Raw genomic sequence first — 17,369 nt, forward strand, 5'->3', positions numbered from 1 at the left:
CCCGCACGGGTACGGCGAAGCCCCGGTGGCCGATCGGCCACCGGGGCTTTCTCGTACGTACGCGCGCTAGGAGTTGTACGTCGACTGGGCCCGCTCAAGGCCCTCGATGACCAGCGCCTCGACGGCGTCGGCCGCGCGGTCCACGAAGTAGTCGAGCTCCTTGCGCTCGGTCGAGGAGAAGTCCTTGAGGACGAAGTCCGCGACCTGCATCCGGCCGGGCGGGCGGCCGATGCCGAACCGGACGCGGTGGTAGTCCGGGCCGAACGACTTGGTCATCGACTTGAGGCCGTTGTGGCCGTTGTCGCCGCCGCCGAGCTTGAGGCGCAGCACCCCGTAGTCGATGTCCAGCTCGTCGTGGACGGCCACGATGTTCTCGACCGGCACCTTGTAGAAGTCGCGCAGCTGGGTGACGGGGCCGCCGGAGAGGTTCATGTAGGAGAGCGGCTTGGCGAGGATCACCCGGCGGTTCAGCGGCCCGGCCGGGCCGATCCGGCCCTCGACGACCTGGGCGCGCGCCTTGTGGGCCTTGAACTTGCCGCCGATGCGCGAGGCGAGCAGGTCGGCCACCATGAAGCCGACGTTGTGCCGGTTGCCCGCGTACTCCGGGCCGGGGTTGCCGAGCCCCACGACCAGCCAGGGGGCGTTCGCTTCCGTGGTCATCTGTGCTGCGTCTCTCCTCGCGTGCCGACAGGAAAAAACGGGGTGGCGGGCCGCAGTGGCCCGCCACCCCGTCAGGCAGAGCGTACGGCTCAGGCCTCGGCGGCCTCGTCGCCCTCGGCACCCTCGGCAGCCGGCTCCTCGGCCTGCGCGGCCAGGATCTGGATGACGACGGCCTCGGGGTCGATGGCCAGCGTGGTGCCCTTGGGCAGCTCGACGTCCTTGGCGTGGATGGAGGCGCCGGCCTCCAGGCCCTCGATGGAGACGGTGAAGGAGGTCGGGATGTGGGTGGCCTCGGCCTCGACGGTGAGGGTGCTCAGCACGTTCTCGACCAGGAAGCTGCCGGGGGCCAGGTCGCCCTCGGTCTCGACCGGGACCTCGACGGTGACCTTCTCGCCGCGCTTGACGAGCAGCAGGTCGACGTGGACCAGGTAGCCCTTGATGGCGTCGCGCTGGACGGCCTTCGGGATCGCGAGCTCGTTCTTGCCGTCGATGTCCAGGGAGAGCAGGACGTTCGGGGTACGCAGGGCGAGCAGCAGCTCGTGGCCCGGCAGGGTGACGTGGACCGGCTCGGAGCCGTGACCGTAGACGACCGCGGGAACCTTGTTCTCACGGCGGATGCTGCGGGCGGCGCCCTTGCCGAACGACTTGCGGACCTCGGCGGCGAGCTTGACCTCGGACATGTGCACTCCTCGTATAAGCAGGTGGATAAAGGTGGCTGGTTACCCGGCCACGACTGGCCTGCTACGAAGAGCGCGTCGATAACGGACCGCCGTACCCCAACAGGTACGGCCTCCCTCGCCGAGCAACTCGATGAGTCTACCCGGCCGGGAGGCCGCACCCAAAAGGATCTTCTCCCGCCCCTGGGCGGGAGGGCTGCCTACTGCTCTTCGAAGAGGCTGGTGACCGAGCCGTCCTCGAAGACCTCGCGGACCGCGCGGGCGATCGACGGGGCGATGGACAGGACGGTGACCTTGTCCAGCTCCAGGTCGGCCGGGTCGGGCAGGGTGTTCGTGAAGACGAACTCGCTGACCTTGGAGTTCTTCAGACGGTCGGCGGCGGGGCCGGACAGGATGCCGTGCGTGGCCGTGACGATGACGTCCTCCGCGCCGTGCGCGAACAGGGCGTCGGCGGCGGCGCAGATGGTGCCACCGGTGTCGATCATGTCGTCGACCAGGACGCAGACGCGGCCCTTGACGTCACCGACGACCTCGTGGACGGTCACCTGGTTGGCGACGTCCTTGTCGCGGCGCTTGTGCACGATCGCCAGCGGCGCGTCCAGACGGTCGCACCAGCGGTCGGCGACGCGCACCCGGCCGGCGTCCGGGGAGACGATCGTCAGCTTGGAGCGGTCGACCTTGGCGCCCACGTAGTCCGCGAGGACCGGCAGGGCGGTGAGGTGGTCGACCGGGCCGTCGAAGAAGCCCTGGATCTGGTCGGTGTGCAGGTCGACCGTGAGGATGCGGTCGGCGCCGGCCGTCTTCAGCAGGTCCGCGATCAGCCGCGCGGAGATCGGCTCGCGGCCCTTGTGCTTCTTGTCCTGGCGGGCGTACCCGTACGACGGCACGATCACCGTGATGGAGCGGGCCGACGCGCGCTTCAGCGCGTCGATCATGATCAGCTGCTCCATGATCCACTTGTTGATCGGAGCCGTGTGGCTCTGGATCAGGAAGCAGTCCGCGCCGCGCGCCGACTCCTGGAAGCGGACGTAGATCTCGCCGTTGGCGAAGTCGAAGGCCTTCGTGGGCACGAGGCCGACGCCCAGCTGGTGCGCGACCTCCTCGGCCAGCTCGGGGTGGGCGCGGCCGGAGAAGAGCATCAGCTTCTTCTCGCCGGTCGTCTTGATCCCGGTCACAGCACTGTCTCCTCAGAGGTGTCTTCTGCTGCTGAGCCCGCGCGGTCCCTTGGCGACGAGCCAGCCGAATCGTGTGCGTCTATCACGGTACGCCGTGACAGGCGCAGATGTTTCCGGTCAGTTTTCGCCAACGGCCTCTTCGGAGGCGGCCGCAGCCGCCTGCGCGGCCGCGCTGCCCGGCCGCTTGCGGGCCACCCAGCCCTCGATATTCCGCTGCTGGCCACGGGCGACGGCCAGCGAGCCGGCGGGCACGTCCTTGGTGATGACGGACCCGGCCGCGGTGTAGGCGCCGTCCCCCACTGTGACAGGAGCAACAAACATGTTGTCCGAGCCCGTCTTGCAGTGCGAGCCGATCGTGGTGTGGTGCTTGGCCTCGCCGTCGTAGTTCACGAAGACGCTGGCCGCGCCGATGTTCGTGTACTCGCCGATGGTCGCGTCGCCCACGTACGACAGGTGCGGCACCTTGGTGCCCTCGCCGATCGTGGCGTTCTTGGTCTCGACGTAGGTGCCGAGCTTCGCCTTGACGCCGAGGCGGGTGCCCGGGCGCAGATAGGCGTACGGGCCCACCGACGCGCCCTCGCCGACCTCGGAGTCGTACGAGACGGTGTTGTCCACGCGCGCGTCCGCGCCGACCGAGGTGTCGGTCAGCCGGGAGTTGGGGCCGACCTCGGCGCCGCGGCCCAGGTGGGTGGAGCCGAGCAGCTGGGTGCCCGGGTGGACCAGCGCGTCCTGCTCGAAGGTGACGGTCACGTCCACGAAGGTGGTGGCCGGGTCGACGACGGTGACGCCCGCGAGCATCGCGCGCTCCAGGAGGCGGTCGTTGAGCAGGCGGCGGGCCTCGGCGAGCTGGACGCGGTTGTTGATGCCGAGGATCTCGCGGTGGTCCCCGCCGACCGAGGCGCCGACGCGGTGCCCGGCCTCGCGCAGGATGCCCAGCACGTCGGTGAGGTACTCCTCGCCCTGGCTGTTGTCGGTGCGGACCTTGCCGAGCGCGTCCGCGAGCAGCGCGCCGTCGAAGGCGAAGACACCGGAGTTGATCTCCCGGATCGCCCGCTGCTCGTCGGTGGCGTCCTTGTGCTCGACGATCGCGGTGACCGCGCCCGAGGCGCCGTCGCGCACGATCCGGCCGTAGCCGGTCGAGTCGGGGACCTCGGCGGTGAGCACGGTGACGGCGTTGCCGTCCTCCTCGTGCGTACGGGTCAGGGCCGCCAGGGTGTCGCCGGTCAGCAGCGGGGTGTCGCCGCAGACCACCACGACGGTGCCCTCGATGGACTGGCCCAGCTCCTCCAGCGCCATCCGGACCGCGTGGCCGGTGCCGTTCTGCTCGTACTGGACGGCGGTGCGCACCGAGGCGTCGATCGCGCCGAGGTGGGCGGAGACCTGCTCGCGGGCGTGGCCGACGACCACGACGAGGTGCTCGGGGTCGAGCTCGCGGGCGGCCGCCACGACGTGGCCGACGAGCGAGCGCCCGCAGATCTCGTGCAGGACCTTGGGGGTGGCCGACTTCATACGGGTGCCCTCACCCGCTGCGAGGACGACGACGGCTGCCGGGCGATTGGCGCTCACGGGAATGCCTTTCGGCTTTGTGTGGTGGACATCCGCAGGATACCGGGGGGTTTCGGGGCCGAAATGCCGGGAGGGTCGGCAGAAGGGGAACGGGAGGAGAAACCGAAGGGGAGCGACGGGAAGAGCAGGGAAAAACAACCGGGTCCCGACCGAAGTGGTCAGGACCCGAACTGCGCTGGCTCCCCCGCCAGGACTCGAACCCGGACATAAGGCACCAAAAGCCTCAGTGCTGCCAATTACACCACGGGGGATGGAAACCGGTTCGACCGGACATTGCGTCAGGTCACCGGATCGGCACCCCACACTATGCCGTACCGAGCCCCTTCCGTGCGACGGTGCCGATCACCGTGATCGTTCCGGAGGCGGCCGAACTCGCCGGAAAATCGCTGGCGGGCGCCCGTAGGCTGGATGGCATGACCGCAACGGGGGCAGACCACGACTCCGCGGGGACGACCCCCCGCGGCTGGTGGTGGTGGGAACGGCGGCGCGGGGCCGCCCTGGACATCGGACTGGGGCTCGCCTCCGCGTTCGAGTGCGCACTGGAAGGTGTGAAGTTCGCCGGGGACGCGGGGGTCCCCGTACCGGCCGGGGTGCTGTTCGGGCTGGCGGCCGGGGTGTCCCTGGCCGCGCGGCGGCGCTGGCCGGTCGCGGTGGTGCTGATCTCGATCGCGGTGACCCCGGCCAACATGGGCTTCCTGCTCGGCATCGTCGGCCTCTACACCCTGGCCGCCTCCGAGGTGCCCCGGCGCATCACGGCCGCGCTGGCCGGAATGTGTCTGGTGGGCACCTTCATCGTCACGTTCGTACGGATGAACCAGAGCGTCGACGACGGCGCCTTCGACGGGGGCCGCTGGCTGGTCACGCTCTTCTCCGGGGTGATGGCGCTCGGTCTGACCGCCCCTCCGCTGCTCCTGGGGCTCTATATAGGGGCCCGGCGGCGGCTGATGGAGTCCCTGCGCGAGCGCGCCGACTCGCTGGAGCGGGAGCTCTCGCTGCTGGCCGACCACGCGGAGGAGCGCGCCGAGTGGGCCCGTACGGAGGAGCGCACCCGGATCGCCCGCGAGATGCACGACGTGGTCGCCCATCGGGTGTCGCTGATGGTGGTGCACGCCGCCGCGCTCCAGGCGGTGGCCCGCCGGGACCCGGAGAAGGCCGTCAAGAACGCGGTGCTGGTCGGCGACATGGGCCGGCAGGCGCTCACCGAGCTGCGCGAGATGCTCGGGGTGCTGCGGACGGGGGAGGCGGTACGGGCCGAGGCGCCGCTGGCGGTGCCGCTCGCGGCGGTCGGCGCGGCGGCCGCGGCTGCCGCTGCCGCCGCGGAAGAGGGGCCGTGCCTGGCCGACATCGAGGCGCTGGTCGGCCAGTCCCGGGAGGCCGGGATGGTGGTCGAGCTGACGGTCCACGGGGTGGGGCGCGGCTATGACGCGCTGGTGGAGCAGACGGCGTACCGGGTCGTCCAGGAGGCCCTGACCAACGTCCACAAGCACGCGGCGGGCGCGAAGGTGATGGTCCGCCTCGCGCACCGGGACGACGAGGTCGCGATGCAGATCGAGAACGGCCCGGCGGATGGGGCGAGCCCCGACGCGGGGCTTCCCAGCGGGGGGAACGGGCTGGTCGGGATGCGGGAGCGGGTGCTCGCTCTGGGGGGTGTGTTCGTGTCCGGCGTCACGGACGCGGGGGGTTGGCGGGTATCCGCGGTCCTCCCGGACAGGGCTTCGCCGTAGGGGGCGGCCCCCCGGGCCCGGGCTCCGTCTGCGGGCCGGTGGCGGGTTGCTCGCGCGGGGATTCCCCACCCCGTCCCTTCCCGAAAGCCCTCCGGCGGGCGGCCGGACGCTTCGTCTGCGGCTGAGTGGTGGGTTGCTCGCGCAGTTCCCCGCGCCCCTAGGGGGTCGCCCGCATCCGGAGAACCCAGCTCAGCCACAGGCGCTTTTAGGGGCGCGGGGAACTGCGCGAGAAGCGGCCACGGTCCGCAGACGAAGGCGGGTTTAGGGGCGCGGGGAACTGCGCGAGAAGCGCCCACGGTCCGCAGACGAAAGAGGGGTGAGGGGCGCGGGGAACGGCGCGAGCAACCCACCACACACCCGCAGACAAAGGCCGGGCACACCTCATCGCGGGGACGTCAGGCGTACCGGCTGAACCCCCGTGATCAGCGTGTTCAGGGCCAGGTCCAGGTCCGCACCCAGGTACCAGTCCCCCGTGTGGTCCACGCTGTACACCCGCCCCTCCGTATCGATGGCGAGAACGGCCTGCTGCTCCCCTTCCTCCCCCAGCGGCGCCAGCTCCGTCTCCAGCGCCCGCCCCAGGTCCGCGAACGTACGCGCCAGATGCAGCCCGGCCACCGGGTCGAAGCGGACGGTCGCGGGCGCGTTGTGGCGGCCGGGGCCCGGCGCGGTCAGGCGCAGGCCGCCGAACTCGGCCCACGCCTCCACCGCCGCCGGGAACACCGTGTGCCGGTGCCCCGCGGGCGAGGTGTGCGAGCGCAGCACGTCGGCCCAGGCCTCGGCCTGCCTGATGTCCCAGCGTCCGGGGTGCCACCCGGCGGCGCGCAGCGCGGCGTCGACGGGGACGGGGAAGCGGGTGGTGGACACGTCCGGCATCGCGTTCGGTTCAGCCCTTCTCGGCGGCGGGGTCGACCGCGCGCACCCCGAAGTGGGCGAGCAGCGCGGTACAGGAACGGCAGGGCGGGGCGTAGCTGCCGTGCAGCGGGTCGCCGTCCTCGCGGATGCGGCGCGCGGTCACCTTGGCGTGCTTGAGCGCGCGGCGCGCCTCGCTGTGCGTCAGCGGCTTGCGGCCGGACCTGCGCGACTTGCCCGTGCGGGCCGACTCCAGGGAGGACAGCTGGCGCGACAGCAGGATCGCCTCCGGGCAGCGCCCGGTGAACCGCTCGCGCTGGCCGCTGGTGAGGGTGTCGTGGAAGTCCTGTACGAGCGGGTGCAGCACCGGCGGCTGGTCGCCCTTCCCGGCGGTGCAGGTCAGCGTCTCGCCCCGGACCGAGAGCGCGGCGGCCACGGCCGGCAGGATGCCGTCGCGGCGGTGCAGCAGCACGGGCGCGGAGGCGGTCGTGCTGCTCCACTGGAGCCGGGGGTCCCCGGCCCCCGGGGCCCCGGCCCGCGGGTCCCTTGGACGGGAGGCGTCCCCCGTGCGGGAGGCGTCCGCCGCCGTACCCGATATGTCGGTCGTTCCGTGCATGGTGCTCGCTGTCCCTCCCGTTGCCGACGCTCTTCGCCGCCGGTGTCAACGCCCCCGTTAACGCCCCGTTGCGGGGAACAGACTGCCAAATGTGCCCAGTGGTACGGAAGCTGGGGCTCTGATGTCACTACGTCCGTGTCGTCACCATCGCCGCACGGTGACCCGGTTGTGACACCTGGTCACGGTGGTGCGGGGCCGGGCTCGCGGCCGGGACCCGGTATTGCCCCACCGCATAGTCTGGTCCTCACCAGCCAGACGCAGCAGCTCGCACGCAGGGGGCATCCGCCATGACGACAGGTCGGCTCGGGCACGCCGCGCCACCGAACGCGGCCTATGCCGGACAGGTCGTGAACTTCCCGGACCCGGTCCGCGCCTCCCGCCACCCCAGAGGGGTGCGGGTGGACGGCGACGGCTACCCGGACTTCTCCGCGTACGCGCGCGCGGCCGCCGAGATCGCGGAGCCGCCGGAGGGCTTCGGCGTGGACGAGCTGCGGCTGACCGACTATGTGTCGGCCAACGCGGCGCTCGCCGCCGAGGGCCATGAGCTGTGGGACACCGTGCCCGCCGTCGCCACCCCGCACGGCTGGACCTGGCACCACGTGCCCGGCACCCGCCGTCTGGAGCTGGTGCCGGTCGAGGTGAAGGCGCTGCTGCGCCACCACGGCGGACTCGCGACGGCCGGCGTCGACCAGGACAAGCGCGGCACCCGCCCGCTCCAGGAGACGCGCCCCGCGCACTTCGGTCTGCCCAAGGCGCTGGTCTCCGTATCGGAGTCCCAACTCCTCGGCGTGGAGGAGGACCTGGGCTACCGGCTGCCCGGTGCCTACCGGACGTTCCTGAAGGCGGCGGGCGGCTGCGCGCCGGTGGGCGCGGCGCTCGACGCGGAGCTGGGGCTGCTGGTGGACCAGCCGTTCTTCACCGTGCGCGACGAGGCGGCGGTCAATGACCTCGTCTACGTCAACAAGTGTCTGCGCGACCATCTGACCAAGGACTACCTGGGCGTGGCCTTCGTCCAGGGCGGGATCCTCGCGCTGAAGGTGAAGGGTTCCGCGATCGGCTCGGTCTGGTTCTGCGCGTACGACGACGCGCGCGACCAGGACGGCTGGAGCGTGCAGGAACGCGTGGAGCGGCTGCTGCTGCCCTGCGGCGCCGACTTCGACGACTTCCTCCAGCGCCTTGCGGGCAACCCGCCGGAGCTGGAGACCGTGGCGAACCTGATGGTGGACGGCGGCTTCGCGCGCGCCGTACCGGTGGGGGAGTGAGTGTGATGGTGACCTTCGCCCAGGCGCAGGAGCGCGCGGACGAGTGGATCAACGGGGATGTACCCGCGTACCAGCACCGCGAGGTGCGGGTGCGGGAGTTCGAGCTGGGCTTCGTGGTGTGGGCCGAGGACCGCGACGGGGGCCCGTCCTCGGACGGCGGCCGCCAGCGCCTCGTCATCGCCCGGGACAGCGGGGAGGCCACGCTGTGGCCCGGTCTGCCGGTGGGTGAGGTGATCCGCCGGTACGAGGAGGAGTACGGAGTGCCGGACGAGCCCGAGGACGCGGTCCCCGCGCCCCCGCCCGCCCGAATCGACCTCAACCAGACGTCGTTCCTGCTGACGCCACCGGAGTGGCTCCAGGAGGCGGCGGACCGGATGGGCATCCCGGACCGGTCCGCGGCGGCTCCGGCGCGGGAGGAGACGGCCCCCGCACCGGCGCGGCAGTCCGCGCAGACCCCGGCGCCCGCACCGGCGTGGCCGGCGACCCCTGCCGCGGCCGGGGACGAGACGCCGGCCCCCGGGTGGCCGGGCGCGACCGGTCCGGGCGCGGGGGAAGCCGCCCCGGCACCCGCACCCGCGTGGCCGGGCGCGACGCCCGCGCCCGCTTCCGCTTCCGCGTCCTCGGGTGCGGTCGCGTGGCCCACGCCGACCGCCGACGCCCCGTCCGGGGCGACCCCGTGGGCCGGTACGGACACGAACGCCGGGTCCGACGAGGGCTCCGTACCGCTTCCGGCGACGGTGTTCGCCCCGCCGCTGTCCGGCTCGGACGCCGACGACACCCCGCCGCCGAGGGCCCTGCCGGAGGCGAAGACGGCCCTGCTCCAGGGCGGCAGCCAGCTCCCCCCGACGGCCCTGGCCCCGGCGATCGACCCGGAGGCCCCGGCACCGGGCGGACCTGGCGGTCCGGGGGGAGCCGGTGTGCCTGCCGCGCCCGGCGGTCCGGAGGGCGCCGGTGGGCCTGGCGCGCCGGGCCCTGGCGCGCCTGGCGCCCCGGCCGGCCACGGTGTCCCGGGCCCGGGCGCCCCTGGCGGTCCGGCTGCGCCGGTCGGTCCGGGGGGCCCCGGTGTTCCGGGCGGCCCCGGCGCCGCTGGTGGTCCTGGGATGCCCCCCGGTCCTGGTGTGCCTGGTAATCCGGTCGGCCATGGTGGTCCCGGGGTGCCCCTCGGTCCTGGTGCGCCCGGTAATCCGGTCGGGCACGGTGTGCCTGGGGTGCCTTCGGGTCCCGGTGCGCCCGGTGGTCCGGTCGTTCCGGCGGGTCCCGGCGGTCCGGGTGCGCCCGGTGCCGCGGGTGGGCCGGGGCCGGTTGGGCAGGGGGCTTCCGGTGTTCCGGGTGGCCCCGGTGCCGCTGGTGGTCCTGGGGTGCCCCCTGGTCCTGGCGCACCCGGTAACCCGGTCGGCCACGGTGTGCCCGGCTCTGCCGGGTCCGGGGTGTCGGGTGCCGCTGACATTGCCGATGCCGCCACCAGTAAGGCCGCTCCGCCGCGTGCTGCCCGGGGGAGTACTCCGGCGCCGCCCGGGGAGCCCGGGGTGCCCGGGGCGCGTCCCGGGGTGCCCGCTTACGTACCCACGCAGCTGGTCTCGCAGCTCGGGCCCGACGGGCCGCAGCCTCCGGTCGCTCCGTCGCCTCCGGGTGGGGGGGTGCACCACGCCGCGACCATGCTGGCCGACCCGAGCCAGCTCGGGCCCGCGCCCGCCGGTGCGCCCGCGCCTCCCGGTCCGCCCGGTGCGCCCGGCGCCGGTCGTGCGCCGCAGCCGCCCGGGCCCCCCGGTGTCCCCGGTGCGCCCCAGCCCCCCGGCCCTCCTGGTGCGCCCGGTGCGCCCGGTGCGCCCCAGCCCCCCGGCCCGCCCGGCGCCCCCGGCGGTACCGGTGGTGGCGGTGCCCACTACGCCGCGACCATGCTGGCCGACCCGAGCCAGCTCGGGCCCGGTGGCCGTCCCGGCGCGCCCCAGCCTCCCGGGCCGCCCGGCGCTCCCGGCCAGCCCGGGGCGCCCGCCGCGCCCGCCCCCCCGGGGGCTCCCGGCGGTGGCGTCCACCACGCCGCCACCATGCTCGCCGGGCCCGCCCAGATGGGGCCGGGCGCGCCGCAGCCGCCCGCGTACGGCTACCCCCAGCAGCCCACCGGGGTGCCGACGGTGGGGCCCGGCTACCAGGCCGTGCTCCGCTACCGCGCCGCCGACGGGTCCGAGCAGCAGCTCATCCGCCGCTCCGCGCCCGGCATCCCGCACCCCGAGTGGCAGATCTTCCACGAGCTGCGCGGGATGAACGTGCCGCCGGACCACGTCCTGGAGCTGCACACCGAGCTGGCCTCGTGCGAGCTGCCCGGCGGCTACTGCGCCCGGATGATCCGGGAGACCTGGCCGCAGGTGCGGATCACCTCCGTCGCCCCGTACGGCACGGACCACGCCTCCCGCCGCCAGGGCGTCCAGCACCTGCTCACCCACCAGGGCGAGCTGGCGCAGGTCGCCGACGGCCCGGCCCGGCCGCAGCCGGTGCGCGCGCCGCTGCCGCAGGTGCAGCCCGCGCCGCCGCTGCCGCCGGAGGGCGTGGCGCACGAGCTTGCCGGTGCCTTCGGTCCGCAGGGCGTCTTCCGCTTCGACCAGCGGGCGGTGTCCCGTCAGGGCGTGCCCGAGGCCGTGGCGGTCACGCTGGTGTGGGCGGGGCTGCCGGCGGACTTCGGCCCGTTCTTCTGGGCGCAGGCGGTGCCCGGCCAGCCGGTCCCGACCCTCGCCGAACTCGCCGCCCAGCGGCAGGTGCAGGCGGCTCCGGACGCCGGCTCGTACCTGGTCATGGGCTCGGACTTCGGCCGGGCGATCTGCGTCCAGTACGGGACGGCGAACATCGTCGCGGTCCCGGTGGAGGCGGGGCCGGGGGGCCAGTCCGTACCGCCGCAGTTCGTGAACACCGGACTGCCCGAGTTCGTACGGTGCATGGCGCTGCTCGGTCGTATGTGGCGACTGCGGTACGGGTTGAACCCGGAGCAGGCGGGGCGCTGGACGGTCGACTTCCAGGCGCAGCTCGCCGCGCTCGACCCGGCGGCGCTGGGGTCACCGGAGAGCTGGTGGTCGGTGCTGCTGGAACAGTTCTGGGACGGCTTGCTCTGACCTTGTGCCCGGTCTTTGTCTGCGGATGAGTGGGTGGTTGCTCGCGCAGTTCCCCGCGCCCCTGGGTAGTCCGGCAGGCTCGGGCGGTTCTCCGTGTCCCTGGATACACGCTTTCGTCTGCGGGCCGTGGCCGCTTCTCGCGCAGTTCCCCGCGCCCCTAAAAGCCTGCGGCTGAGCCGAGTTCTCCGGCTGCGGCCTACTACCTAAGGGGCGCGGGGAACTGCGCGAGAAGCGGCCACCCAGCCGCAGGCGTCAACGCGGCCAGGGCCCGGGCCCGTCGACCCGCAGGGCGTACCCCGGGCCACTTAGGGGCGCGGGGAACTGCGCGAGCAACCCGCCACCGAGCCGCAGACGAAGGCCGGGCTCAAAAATGTCGCATTGGTGACCGTTACGCCCACGCGGAGTGTCGCGTTATGACCGATTCGCTTCGATCCAGCAGGATGTGGCCGGGGTCGCACAGGCCGGACAGGTCGGAGAGGTCGGAGGACGTCAAGGATGAGCACAGCGCCCGAACCACCACAGTCCCCCCGCGCCCTCGCCGTCGTACGCGGCGGCCGGGGCTACCGGACGGACCAGGTCGACCGCCAGCTCGCGATCCTCGGTGAGGAGCGCGACGCCGCGTGGGAGCGGGCGGCGCGGCTCACCGTCCTCGCCAAGCGGATGGAGGCGGAGGCGGCCGCCCTGGGCGAACGCGTCGCCGCGCTCGGCCCGCGCACGTACGAGGAGCTGGGCCGCCGCGCCCAGACCCTGCACGCCCTCGCGGTTGAGGAGGCCGACGCCGTACGGGCGGCCGCCCACGAGGAGGCGACCGGCGTGCGCGACACGGCGGACGCGGCCGCACGCCAGGTCCGCGAACTCGCCCGCGAGTACGCCGAAACGGTCCGCGCGGAGGCCGAGGAACGGGCGCGCCATCTGCTGCTCGTCGCCCGGACCACCGCCGACGAGCACCGGGGCGAGGCCCGCGCCGAGGCGGACGAGTGGCAGACGGAGGCGGCGGACGCGCTGCGCGAGGTGCGCGAGCGGACCGGCGCCGCGTTGGCCGAGCAGGAGCGTGAACATGCCGGGAGAGTCGAGGCCCTCGAACGTGAAGTGGCCGCACGGGAAGCCGAGATGAACGCCCGGCACGCCGAGCTGACCGCACGCGCCGAGGCGGATCTGGCCGAGGCGGGCCGGGCCTTCGGCGAGGTGCGCGAGGCCGCCCGGCACGGCCAGGAGGACGCCGAGGCCCGGGCCGCGGAACTGGTCGCGGCGGCCCGGGTGCGGGCCGAGCGGATCGCCCGCGAGACGGAGGCGGTGCTGCGCGAGCACGCGGAGGCCCGGGAGGAGACCGTCGCGCACATGGCGCATGTACGGAGCAGCCTGGCGGGCCTGACGGGCCGGGCCACGGCGGAGGGCTGAACCGCTGGGCCCGGGCCGACAGTTGAACTTCCCGGGCCCGGGCCCCGGCCTCAGCGCCTCGCGCCCGCCAGGATCCACCCCTCCACCGCCTCGTACCGCTGCCGCTGCGCGTACACGTCGCGGCGGCTCAGCATCGAGCCCAGCCAGCCGACCGCGAAGCCGAACGGGATGGAGACGATGCCCGTGGTGGTGAAGGGGAACCAGTTGAAGTCGCGGGTGGGGAAGACCGACTGGGGTGAGCCGGACACCAGCTTCGTGCCCGTCATCAGCACCGCCGTGAACACCGTCCCGCCGATCAGCGTGCACAGCAGTCCCGTACGGGTGTAGCGGCGCCAGAACAGGGTGAGGATCAGGGCCGGGGCCAGCGCGGACGCGCCCAGGCAGAACGAGAGGGTGACCAGCGGCTGGAGGTTGTGGCCCTGGACCGCCGTGGCCAGGGCGATCGCCGGGATCCCGACGGCGAGCGCCGCCACCCGGGCCGTGTTCGTCTCGGTGGCGTCCCGTACCCCGGCCCGGCCGCGCAGCCCGTGCGCGACCAGGTCGTGGGCGAGCGAGTTGGCGCACGCCAGGGTCATCCCGGAGATCGAGGCCAGCAGGGTCATGAAGATCGCCGTGGCGACCGCGGTGAAGAGCAGAGTGCCCGCGGTCGACGCGTGTGTACCGACGACCGCCTGGCTGGTCAGCAGGATCGACGTCTTGCCCTGCGGGTCCGCCTCGGTGATCGCGCGGCGGCCCACCACGGCCGCCGCGCCGAAGCCGATCACGATCAGCGCGAGGCAGATCACCACGACCGCCGAGACCGCCCAGGAGAGCGAGCGGCGGACCGCGCGGGCGCTGCGGGCGCTGTACATCCGCATGGTGATGTGCGGCAGACAGGCCGCGCCGATCACCACCGTCAGCTGCGAGCTGACCATGTCCAGCGAGTCGCCGCCGAACTGGAGCCCGGAGGAGAGGTACGCCGGGCCCGCGCCGCTGCCCCGGGCCGCCTGGCCGAGCAGCCGCCCGGGGCTCCACCCGTACCGGTCGAGGACGAGGGCGGCGACGGCGAGCGAGGAGGCGGCGAGGACGACGGTCTTGACCGCCTGGATGAAGGCGGTGCCCTTCATCCCGCCGATCGCCGCGTAGCCGATCATCAGCAGACCCAGCATCACGATGCAGCCGGTCTTGAACCGTGCCGCGTCGAAGCCCAGGACGAACGCGATGAGGTCGCCCGCGCCGGCCAGCTGGACCACCATCAGCGGCAGCAGCGCGGCGAGCGTGACCAGGCACGCGGTGACCCTTACGGCGGGGCCTGGCGCCCGGCGGGCGAACGCGTCGCCCATCGTGAACTTCCCCGCGTTGCGCAGCGGTTCGGTCAGCAGGAACATCAGCAGCACCAGGGAGAGCGCGGTGCTCAGGGTGAGGACGAGGCCGTCGTACCCGGTCAGCGCGATGACGCCGACGGTGCTGAGTACGGTGGCCGCCGAGACGTAGTCCCCGGCGATGGCCAGGCCGTTGCGCAGCGGGGAGAGCGAGCGGTAGCCGGTGTAGAACTCGCCGAGGTCGTCGCGGTCGGGGGCGGTCATGACGCAGAGCAGCAGGGTCACGGTGATCACGGCGATGAACGCGACCAGGGACATGGCCCGGGCGTCGGAGGCGAATCCGGTCATCGGGCGGCTCCGTCCGTGTACCGGCGGGAGTCGGCGGGCCGCTGCGCCGCCTGGTGGCGGAGGGCGGCGGCGAGCGGGTCGACGGTCCGCTGGGCCGTCCACTCGTACACCGCTATCGCGGCGAGCGTCACGGGCAGCTGGCAGAGCCCGAGCAGCAGTCCGGCGGTGAGCCCACCGGAGATGTGCCGGGCGAGCAGGCCCGGGGTGTAGCCGGAGAGGAAGAGGAAGAGGACGAAGTACCCGAGGGCGGTGAGGGTGGAGACGCGCCGCAACAGACGGTAGGCGGTGCGGAGTTGGGGGAGGGTGGGGGAGGGGCGGTGGTGCGGCATTCGGCTGCTCCTTGCAGGGGGGACGGGGGAGCCGTTAGCGCTGGTGGGTGGCGGCGAACTTACCGGTCGGTATGCAACCGGGCGAGCCCCTTGCCCGAACTTTTCAACCCGGCCCCCCAGTTACCCGGGGTAATGCCCCCGGTCCATCTCCGTCTGCGACTCGGCGGCGGGTCGCTCGCGCAGTTCCCCGCGCCCCTGTTCGTGCCCGGTCTTTGTCTGCGGGTGAGTGGGTGGTTGCTCGCGCAGTTCCCCGCGCCCCTGGGTAGTCCGGCGGGCTGGGGCGGGTCTCCGCACCGGGGGAAACCCGTTTTCGTCTGTGGGCCGTGGCCGCTTCTCGCGCAGTTCCCCGCGCCCCTTAGGGGGTCCCCGGCAGCCGGGGAACTCAGCTCAGCCACAGTCCTTCAGGGGCGCGGGGAACTGCGCGAGCAACCGGTCACCGAGCCGCAGGTGGCAACGGGGCCAGGGGCGCAGCCCGTCACCCGGGGCCACTTAGGGGCGCGGGGAACTGCGCGAGCAACCCGTCACCGAGCCGCAGGTGGCAACGGGGCCAGGGGCGTAGCCCGTTACCCCGCACGGGCGTACCCGGGGCCACTTAGGGGCGCGGGGAACTGCGCGAGCAACCCACCACACGCCCGCAGACAAAGGCCGGGCCCGTGTTACCCCTCCCGCAAGGGGAACCGGCGAGGCGCCAGCGTCAGGAGAACCAGCAGCGCCAAACCCCCCGCCACCGCCGCCCCCACATACACATGCCCCACCGCCGCCGCCACAGCCCGTCGCAGATAGTCCGTCCCCTCGGCCGACAGGCCGCCCGGTGCGGAGAGGGCCTGGGAGACCGAGTCCAGGTCGGACGGGAGGCCGGGGACCGGGGACGACGCCAGCCGGGACGTGATCGTCGCGTTCGCCACCGCCCCGAACAGCGCCGCCCCCACCGACTGCCCCACCTGCCGGCAGAACAGCACCGACGCCGTCGCCGTACCCCGCTCCGCCCACCCCACCGACGACTGCACCGCGATGATCAGCGGCAGCTGGAACAGGCCGAGCGCCCCGCCCAGCGCCAGCATGATCAGCGCGGGCTGCCAGGCCTGCCCGGGGAACGGCAGCAGCGGGAACGCCAGCAGGATCAGCGCCGCGAGCCCGATGCCGATCGCCGCCGAGTCGCGGAAGCCGATCCGCGTGTAGACCCGGTTGGAGAGCGCTGCGGAGACCGGCCAGCTCAGCGTCATCACGGAGAGGACGAACCCGGCCGCCACGGGATCGAGGCCGAGTACGGACTGCGCGTACGTCGGCAGGAACACCGTCGGCGCCACCATCAGCAGCCCCAGCGCCCCCATCGCCAGGTTCACCGCCGAGATGTCGCGCCTCCGCCACACCCACCCGGGGATCACCGGCTCGGCGGCCCGGCGCTCCACCGCCACCGTGACCACGCCGAGCGCCGCGCTCGCGGCGAACAGACCGAGCGAGGGCGCCGAGAGCCACCCCCAGGCCACCCCGCCCTGCACCAGCGCCGTCAGCAGCAGCGCGCCCGTCGCGAAGACGCACAGCGCCCCGGCCCAGTCGATCCGCGGCGCGGTCGTCGGCTTCTCCCGTACCGGCTCCACCAGATGGCGGCCCACCAGCCACAGCGCCAGCAGCCCCACCGGCAGGTTGACCAGGAAGATCCAGCGCCAGTCGGCGTACGAGGCGAGCGCGCCGCCGAGCGCCGGTCCGGCCACCGCCGACACCGCCCAGACCGTCGACAACTTCGCCTGGATCTTTGGGCGTTCGTCGAGCGGGTAGAGGTCGCCGGCGACCGTCTGGACGGTGCCCTGGAGGGCCCCGCCGCCCAGGCCCTGGAAGACCCGGAAGGCGATCAGCGCGGCCATGTTCCAGGCGGCCGCGCACAGCAGCGACCCGGCGAGGAAGAGCACGATGCCCGCGATCAGTACGGGCTTGCGGCCGAAGGTGTCGGAGAGCTTCCCGTACACCGGCAGGGTGACCGTGACGGCGAGCATGTAGCCGGAGAAGAGCCAGGAGAAGACGGAGAAGCCGCCGAGGTCGCCGACGATCTGCGGTACGGCGGTGGAGACGACGGTGCCGTCGAGCGCGGCGAGCGCCATCCCCAGCATCAGCGCCGCGACGACCGGGCCGCGCCCCCGCGCGGGGGCGGCGCCGGGCGCCGCGCCGGGTATCGCCGCCGTACCGCCACCCGGAGTGCTCACGGCGTACTCCCCCCAAGATCGGTTCATTGTGCACGCAGTTGACCGGTCTCCACCCTCTCATCCCGGCCCTGAGCGGCGACAGAGAGCGGCCGGGTGGAGGCGCCCCCGAGCGGACTCAGCCCTGGGGTGGAGAGCCCCTACGGGATCCTCCCTACTTCAGGGCAG

General features: G+C 73.4%; 13 protein-coding genes and 1 tRNA gene. 4 read left to right on the forward strand and 10 right to left on the reverse strand.

Going from position 1 to position 17,369, the window contains the following annotated elements:
- Nucleotides 1-66 precede the first annotated feature (66 nt).
- From pth to ABD236_RS10075, 5 genes are all read right to left on the reverse strand, one after another.
- A complete protein-coding gene (pth, locus tag ABD236_RS10055; protein ID WP_344072608.1) occupies nucleotides 67-660 on the reverse strand; it encodes an aminoacyl-tRNA hydrolase in 594 nt (197 codons plus the stop codon).
- Nucleotides 661-749: 89 nt separating this feature from the next.
- Nucleotides 750-1,340, reverse strand: a complete 591-nt coding sequence (locus tag ABD236_RS10060) for a 50S ribosomal protein L25/general stress protein Ctc (RefSeq protein WP_344072610.1) — start codon at nucleotides 1,338-1,340, stop codon at nucleotides 750-752.
- A gap of 197 nt (nucleotides 1,341-1,537) precedes the next feature.
- Nucleotides 1,538-2,512: a ribose-phosphate diphosphokinase gene (locus tag ABD236_RS10065; protein WP_067159963.1), complete on the reverse strand. Its 975-nt coding sequence runs from the start codon at nucleotides 2,510-2,512 to the stop codon at nucleotides 1,538-1,540.
- A gap of 117 nt (nucleotides 2,513-2,629) precedes the next feature.
- Complete coding sequence (glmU, locus tag ABD236_RS10070) at nucleotides 2,630-4,078, reverse strand: bifunctional UDP-N-acetylglucosamine diphosphorylase/glucosamine-1-phosphate N-acetyltransferase GlmU (RefSeq protein ID WP_344072613.1); 1,449 nt, start codon at nucleotides 4,076-4,078, stop codon at nucleotides 2,630-2,632.
- A gap of 176 nt (nucleotides 4,079-4,254) precedes the next feature.
- A tRNA-Gln gene (locus tag ABD236_RS10075) sits at nucleotides 4,255-4,329 on the reverse strand.
- A 162-nt stretch (nucleotides 4,330-4,491) separates the two neighbouring features.
- On the opposite strand from ABD236_RS10075, the gene ABD236_RS10080 reads away from it, so the two are divergent.
- Nucleotides 4,492-5,802, forward strand: coding sequence for a sensor histidine kinase (locus ABD236_RS10080; protein ID WP_344072615.1), 1,311 nt, complete (start codon nucleotides 4,492-4,494; stop codon nucleotides 5,800-5,802).
- A gap of 381 nt (nucleotides 5,803-6,183) precedes the next feature.
- Here the strand turns inward: ABD236_RS10080 and ABD236_RS10085 are convergent, their stop codons facing one another.
- Nucleotides 6,184-6,675: an SUKH-3 domain-containing protein gene (locus ABD236_RS10085; RefSeq protein WP_344072617.1), complete on the reverse strand. Its 492-nt coding sequence runs from the start codon at nucleotides 6,673-6,675 to the stop codon at nucleotides 6,184-6,186.
- 10 nt (nucleotides 6,676-6,685) lie between these two features.
- Nucleotides 6,686-7,267 (reverse strand): YwqJ-related putative deaminase, encoded by a 582-nt coding sequence (locus ABD236_RS10090; RefSeq protein WP_344072619.1) that lies wholly within the window; start codon nucleotides 7,265-7,267, stop codon nucleotides 6,686-6,688.
- A 287-nt stretch (nucleotides 7,268-7,554) separates the two neighbouring features.
- Here ABD236_RS10090 and ABD236_RS10095 point away from each other — a divergent pair, with 287 nt between their 5' ends.
- The 3 genes from ABD236_RS10095 (at nucleotide 7,555) to ABD236_RS10105 (ending at nucleotide 13,028) form a co-directional block, all read left to right on the forward strand.
- Nucleotides 7,555-8,529 (forward strand): SMI1/KNR4 family protein, encoded by a 975-nt coding sequence (locus ABD236_RS10095; RefSeq protein WP_344072621.1) that lies wholly within the window; start codon nucleotides 7,555-7,557, stop codon nucleotides 8,527-8,529.
- 5 nt (nucleotides 8,530-8,534) lie between these two features.
- On the forward strand, nucleotides 8,535-11,630 hold the full coding sequence (locus ABD236_RS10100) for an SUKH-4 family immunity protein (protein WP_344072714.1): 3,096 nt from the start codon (nucleotides 8,535-8,537) through the stop codon (nucleotides 11,628-11,630).
- A gap of 495 nt (nucleotides 11,631-12,125) precedes the next feature.
- Entirely contained in the window at nucleotides 12,126-13,028 is a 903-nt protein-coding gene (locus ABD236_RS10105; protein ID WP_344072623.1) for a cellulose-binding protein, read from the forward strand.
- A 50-nt stretch (nucleotides 13,029-13,078) separates the two neighbouring features.
- On the opposite strand, the gene ABD236_RS10110 is transcribed toward ABD236_RS10105, so the two are convergent.
- The 3 genes from ABD236_RS10110 to ABD236_RS10120 all read right to left on the reverse strand — a co-directional run bounded on the left by ABD236_RS10110 (nucleotide 13,079) and on the right by ABD236_RS10120 (nucleotide 17,204).
- A complete protein-coding gene (locus tag ABD236_RS10110) occupies nucleotides 13,079-14,677 on the reverse strand; it encodes a sodium/solute symporter (protein WP_344072625.1) in 1,599 nt (532 codons plus the stop codon).
- Nucleotides 14,674-15,006, reverse strand: a complete 333-nt coding sequence (locus tag ABD236_RS10115; RefSeq protein ID WP_344072627.1) for a DUF485 domain-containing protein — start codon at nucleotides 15,004-15,006, stop codon at nucleotides 14,674-14,676. The genes ABD236_RS10110 and ABD236_RS10115 overlap by 4 nt, the downstream gene beginning before the upstream one ends.
- 656 nt (nucleotides 15,007-15,662) lie before the next feature.
- Nucleotides 15,663-17,204 carry an MFS transporter gene (locus tag ABD236_RS10120; protein ID WP_425543848.1) on the reverse strand — a complete coding sequence of 514 codons (1,542 nt, stop codon included), beginning with the start codon at nucleotides 17,202-17,204 and terminating at the stop codon, nucleotides 15,663-15,665.
- Nucleotides 17,205-17,369: the final 165 nt, after the last annotated feature.

Source organism: Streptomyces crystallinus, assembly GCF_039521265.1.
Classification (GTDB): domain Bacteria; phylum Actinomycetota; class Actinomycetes; order Streptomycetales; family Streptomycetaceae; genus Streptomyces; species Streptomyces crystallinus.

Bases quoted from the DNA above. Each gene is read 5' to 3' on its own strand.
- ABD236_RS10115 (WP_344072627.1), bottom strand. From the start codon at position 15,006: ATGCCGCACCACCGCCCCTCCCCCACCCTCCCCCAACTCCGCACCGCC.
- ABD236_RS10080 (WP_344072615.1), top strand. From the start codon at position 4,492: ATGACCGCAACGGGGGCAGACCACGACTCCGCGGGGACGACCCCCCGC.
- ABD236_RS10060 (WP_344072610.1), bottom strand. From the start codon at position 1,340: ATGTCCGAGGTCAAGCTCGCCGCCGAGGTCCGCAAGTCGTTCGGCAAG.
- ABD236_RS10095 (WP_344072621.1), top strand. From the start codon at position 7,555: ATGACGACAGGTCGGCTCGGGCACGCCGCGCCACCGAACGCGGCCTAT.
- ABD236_RS10085 (WP_344072617.1), bottom strand. From the start codon at position 6,675: ATGCCGGACGTGTCCACCACCCGCTTCCCCGTCCCCGTCGACGCCGCG.
- pth (WP_344072608.1), bottom strand. From the start codon at position 660: ATGACCACGGAAGCGAACGCCCCCTGGCTGGTCGTGGGGCTCGGCAAC.
- ABD236_RS10110 (WP_344072625.1), bottom strand. From the start codon at position 14,677: ATGACCGGATTCGCCTCCGACGCCCGGGCCATGTCCCTGGTCGCGTTC.
- ABD236_RS10100 (WP_344072714.1), top strand. From the start codon at position 8,535: ATGGTGACCTTCGCCCAGGCGCAGGAGCGCGCGGACGAGTGGATCAAC.
- ABD236_RS10090 (WP_344072619.1), bottom strand. From the start codon at position 7,267: ATGCACGGAACGACCGACATATCGGGTACGGCGGCGGACGCCTCCCGC.
- ABD236_RS10105 (WP_344072623.1), top strand. From the start codon at position 12,126: ATGAGCACAGCGCCCGAACCACCACAGTCCCCCCGCGCCCTCGCCGTC.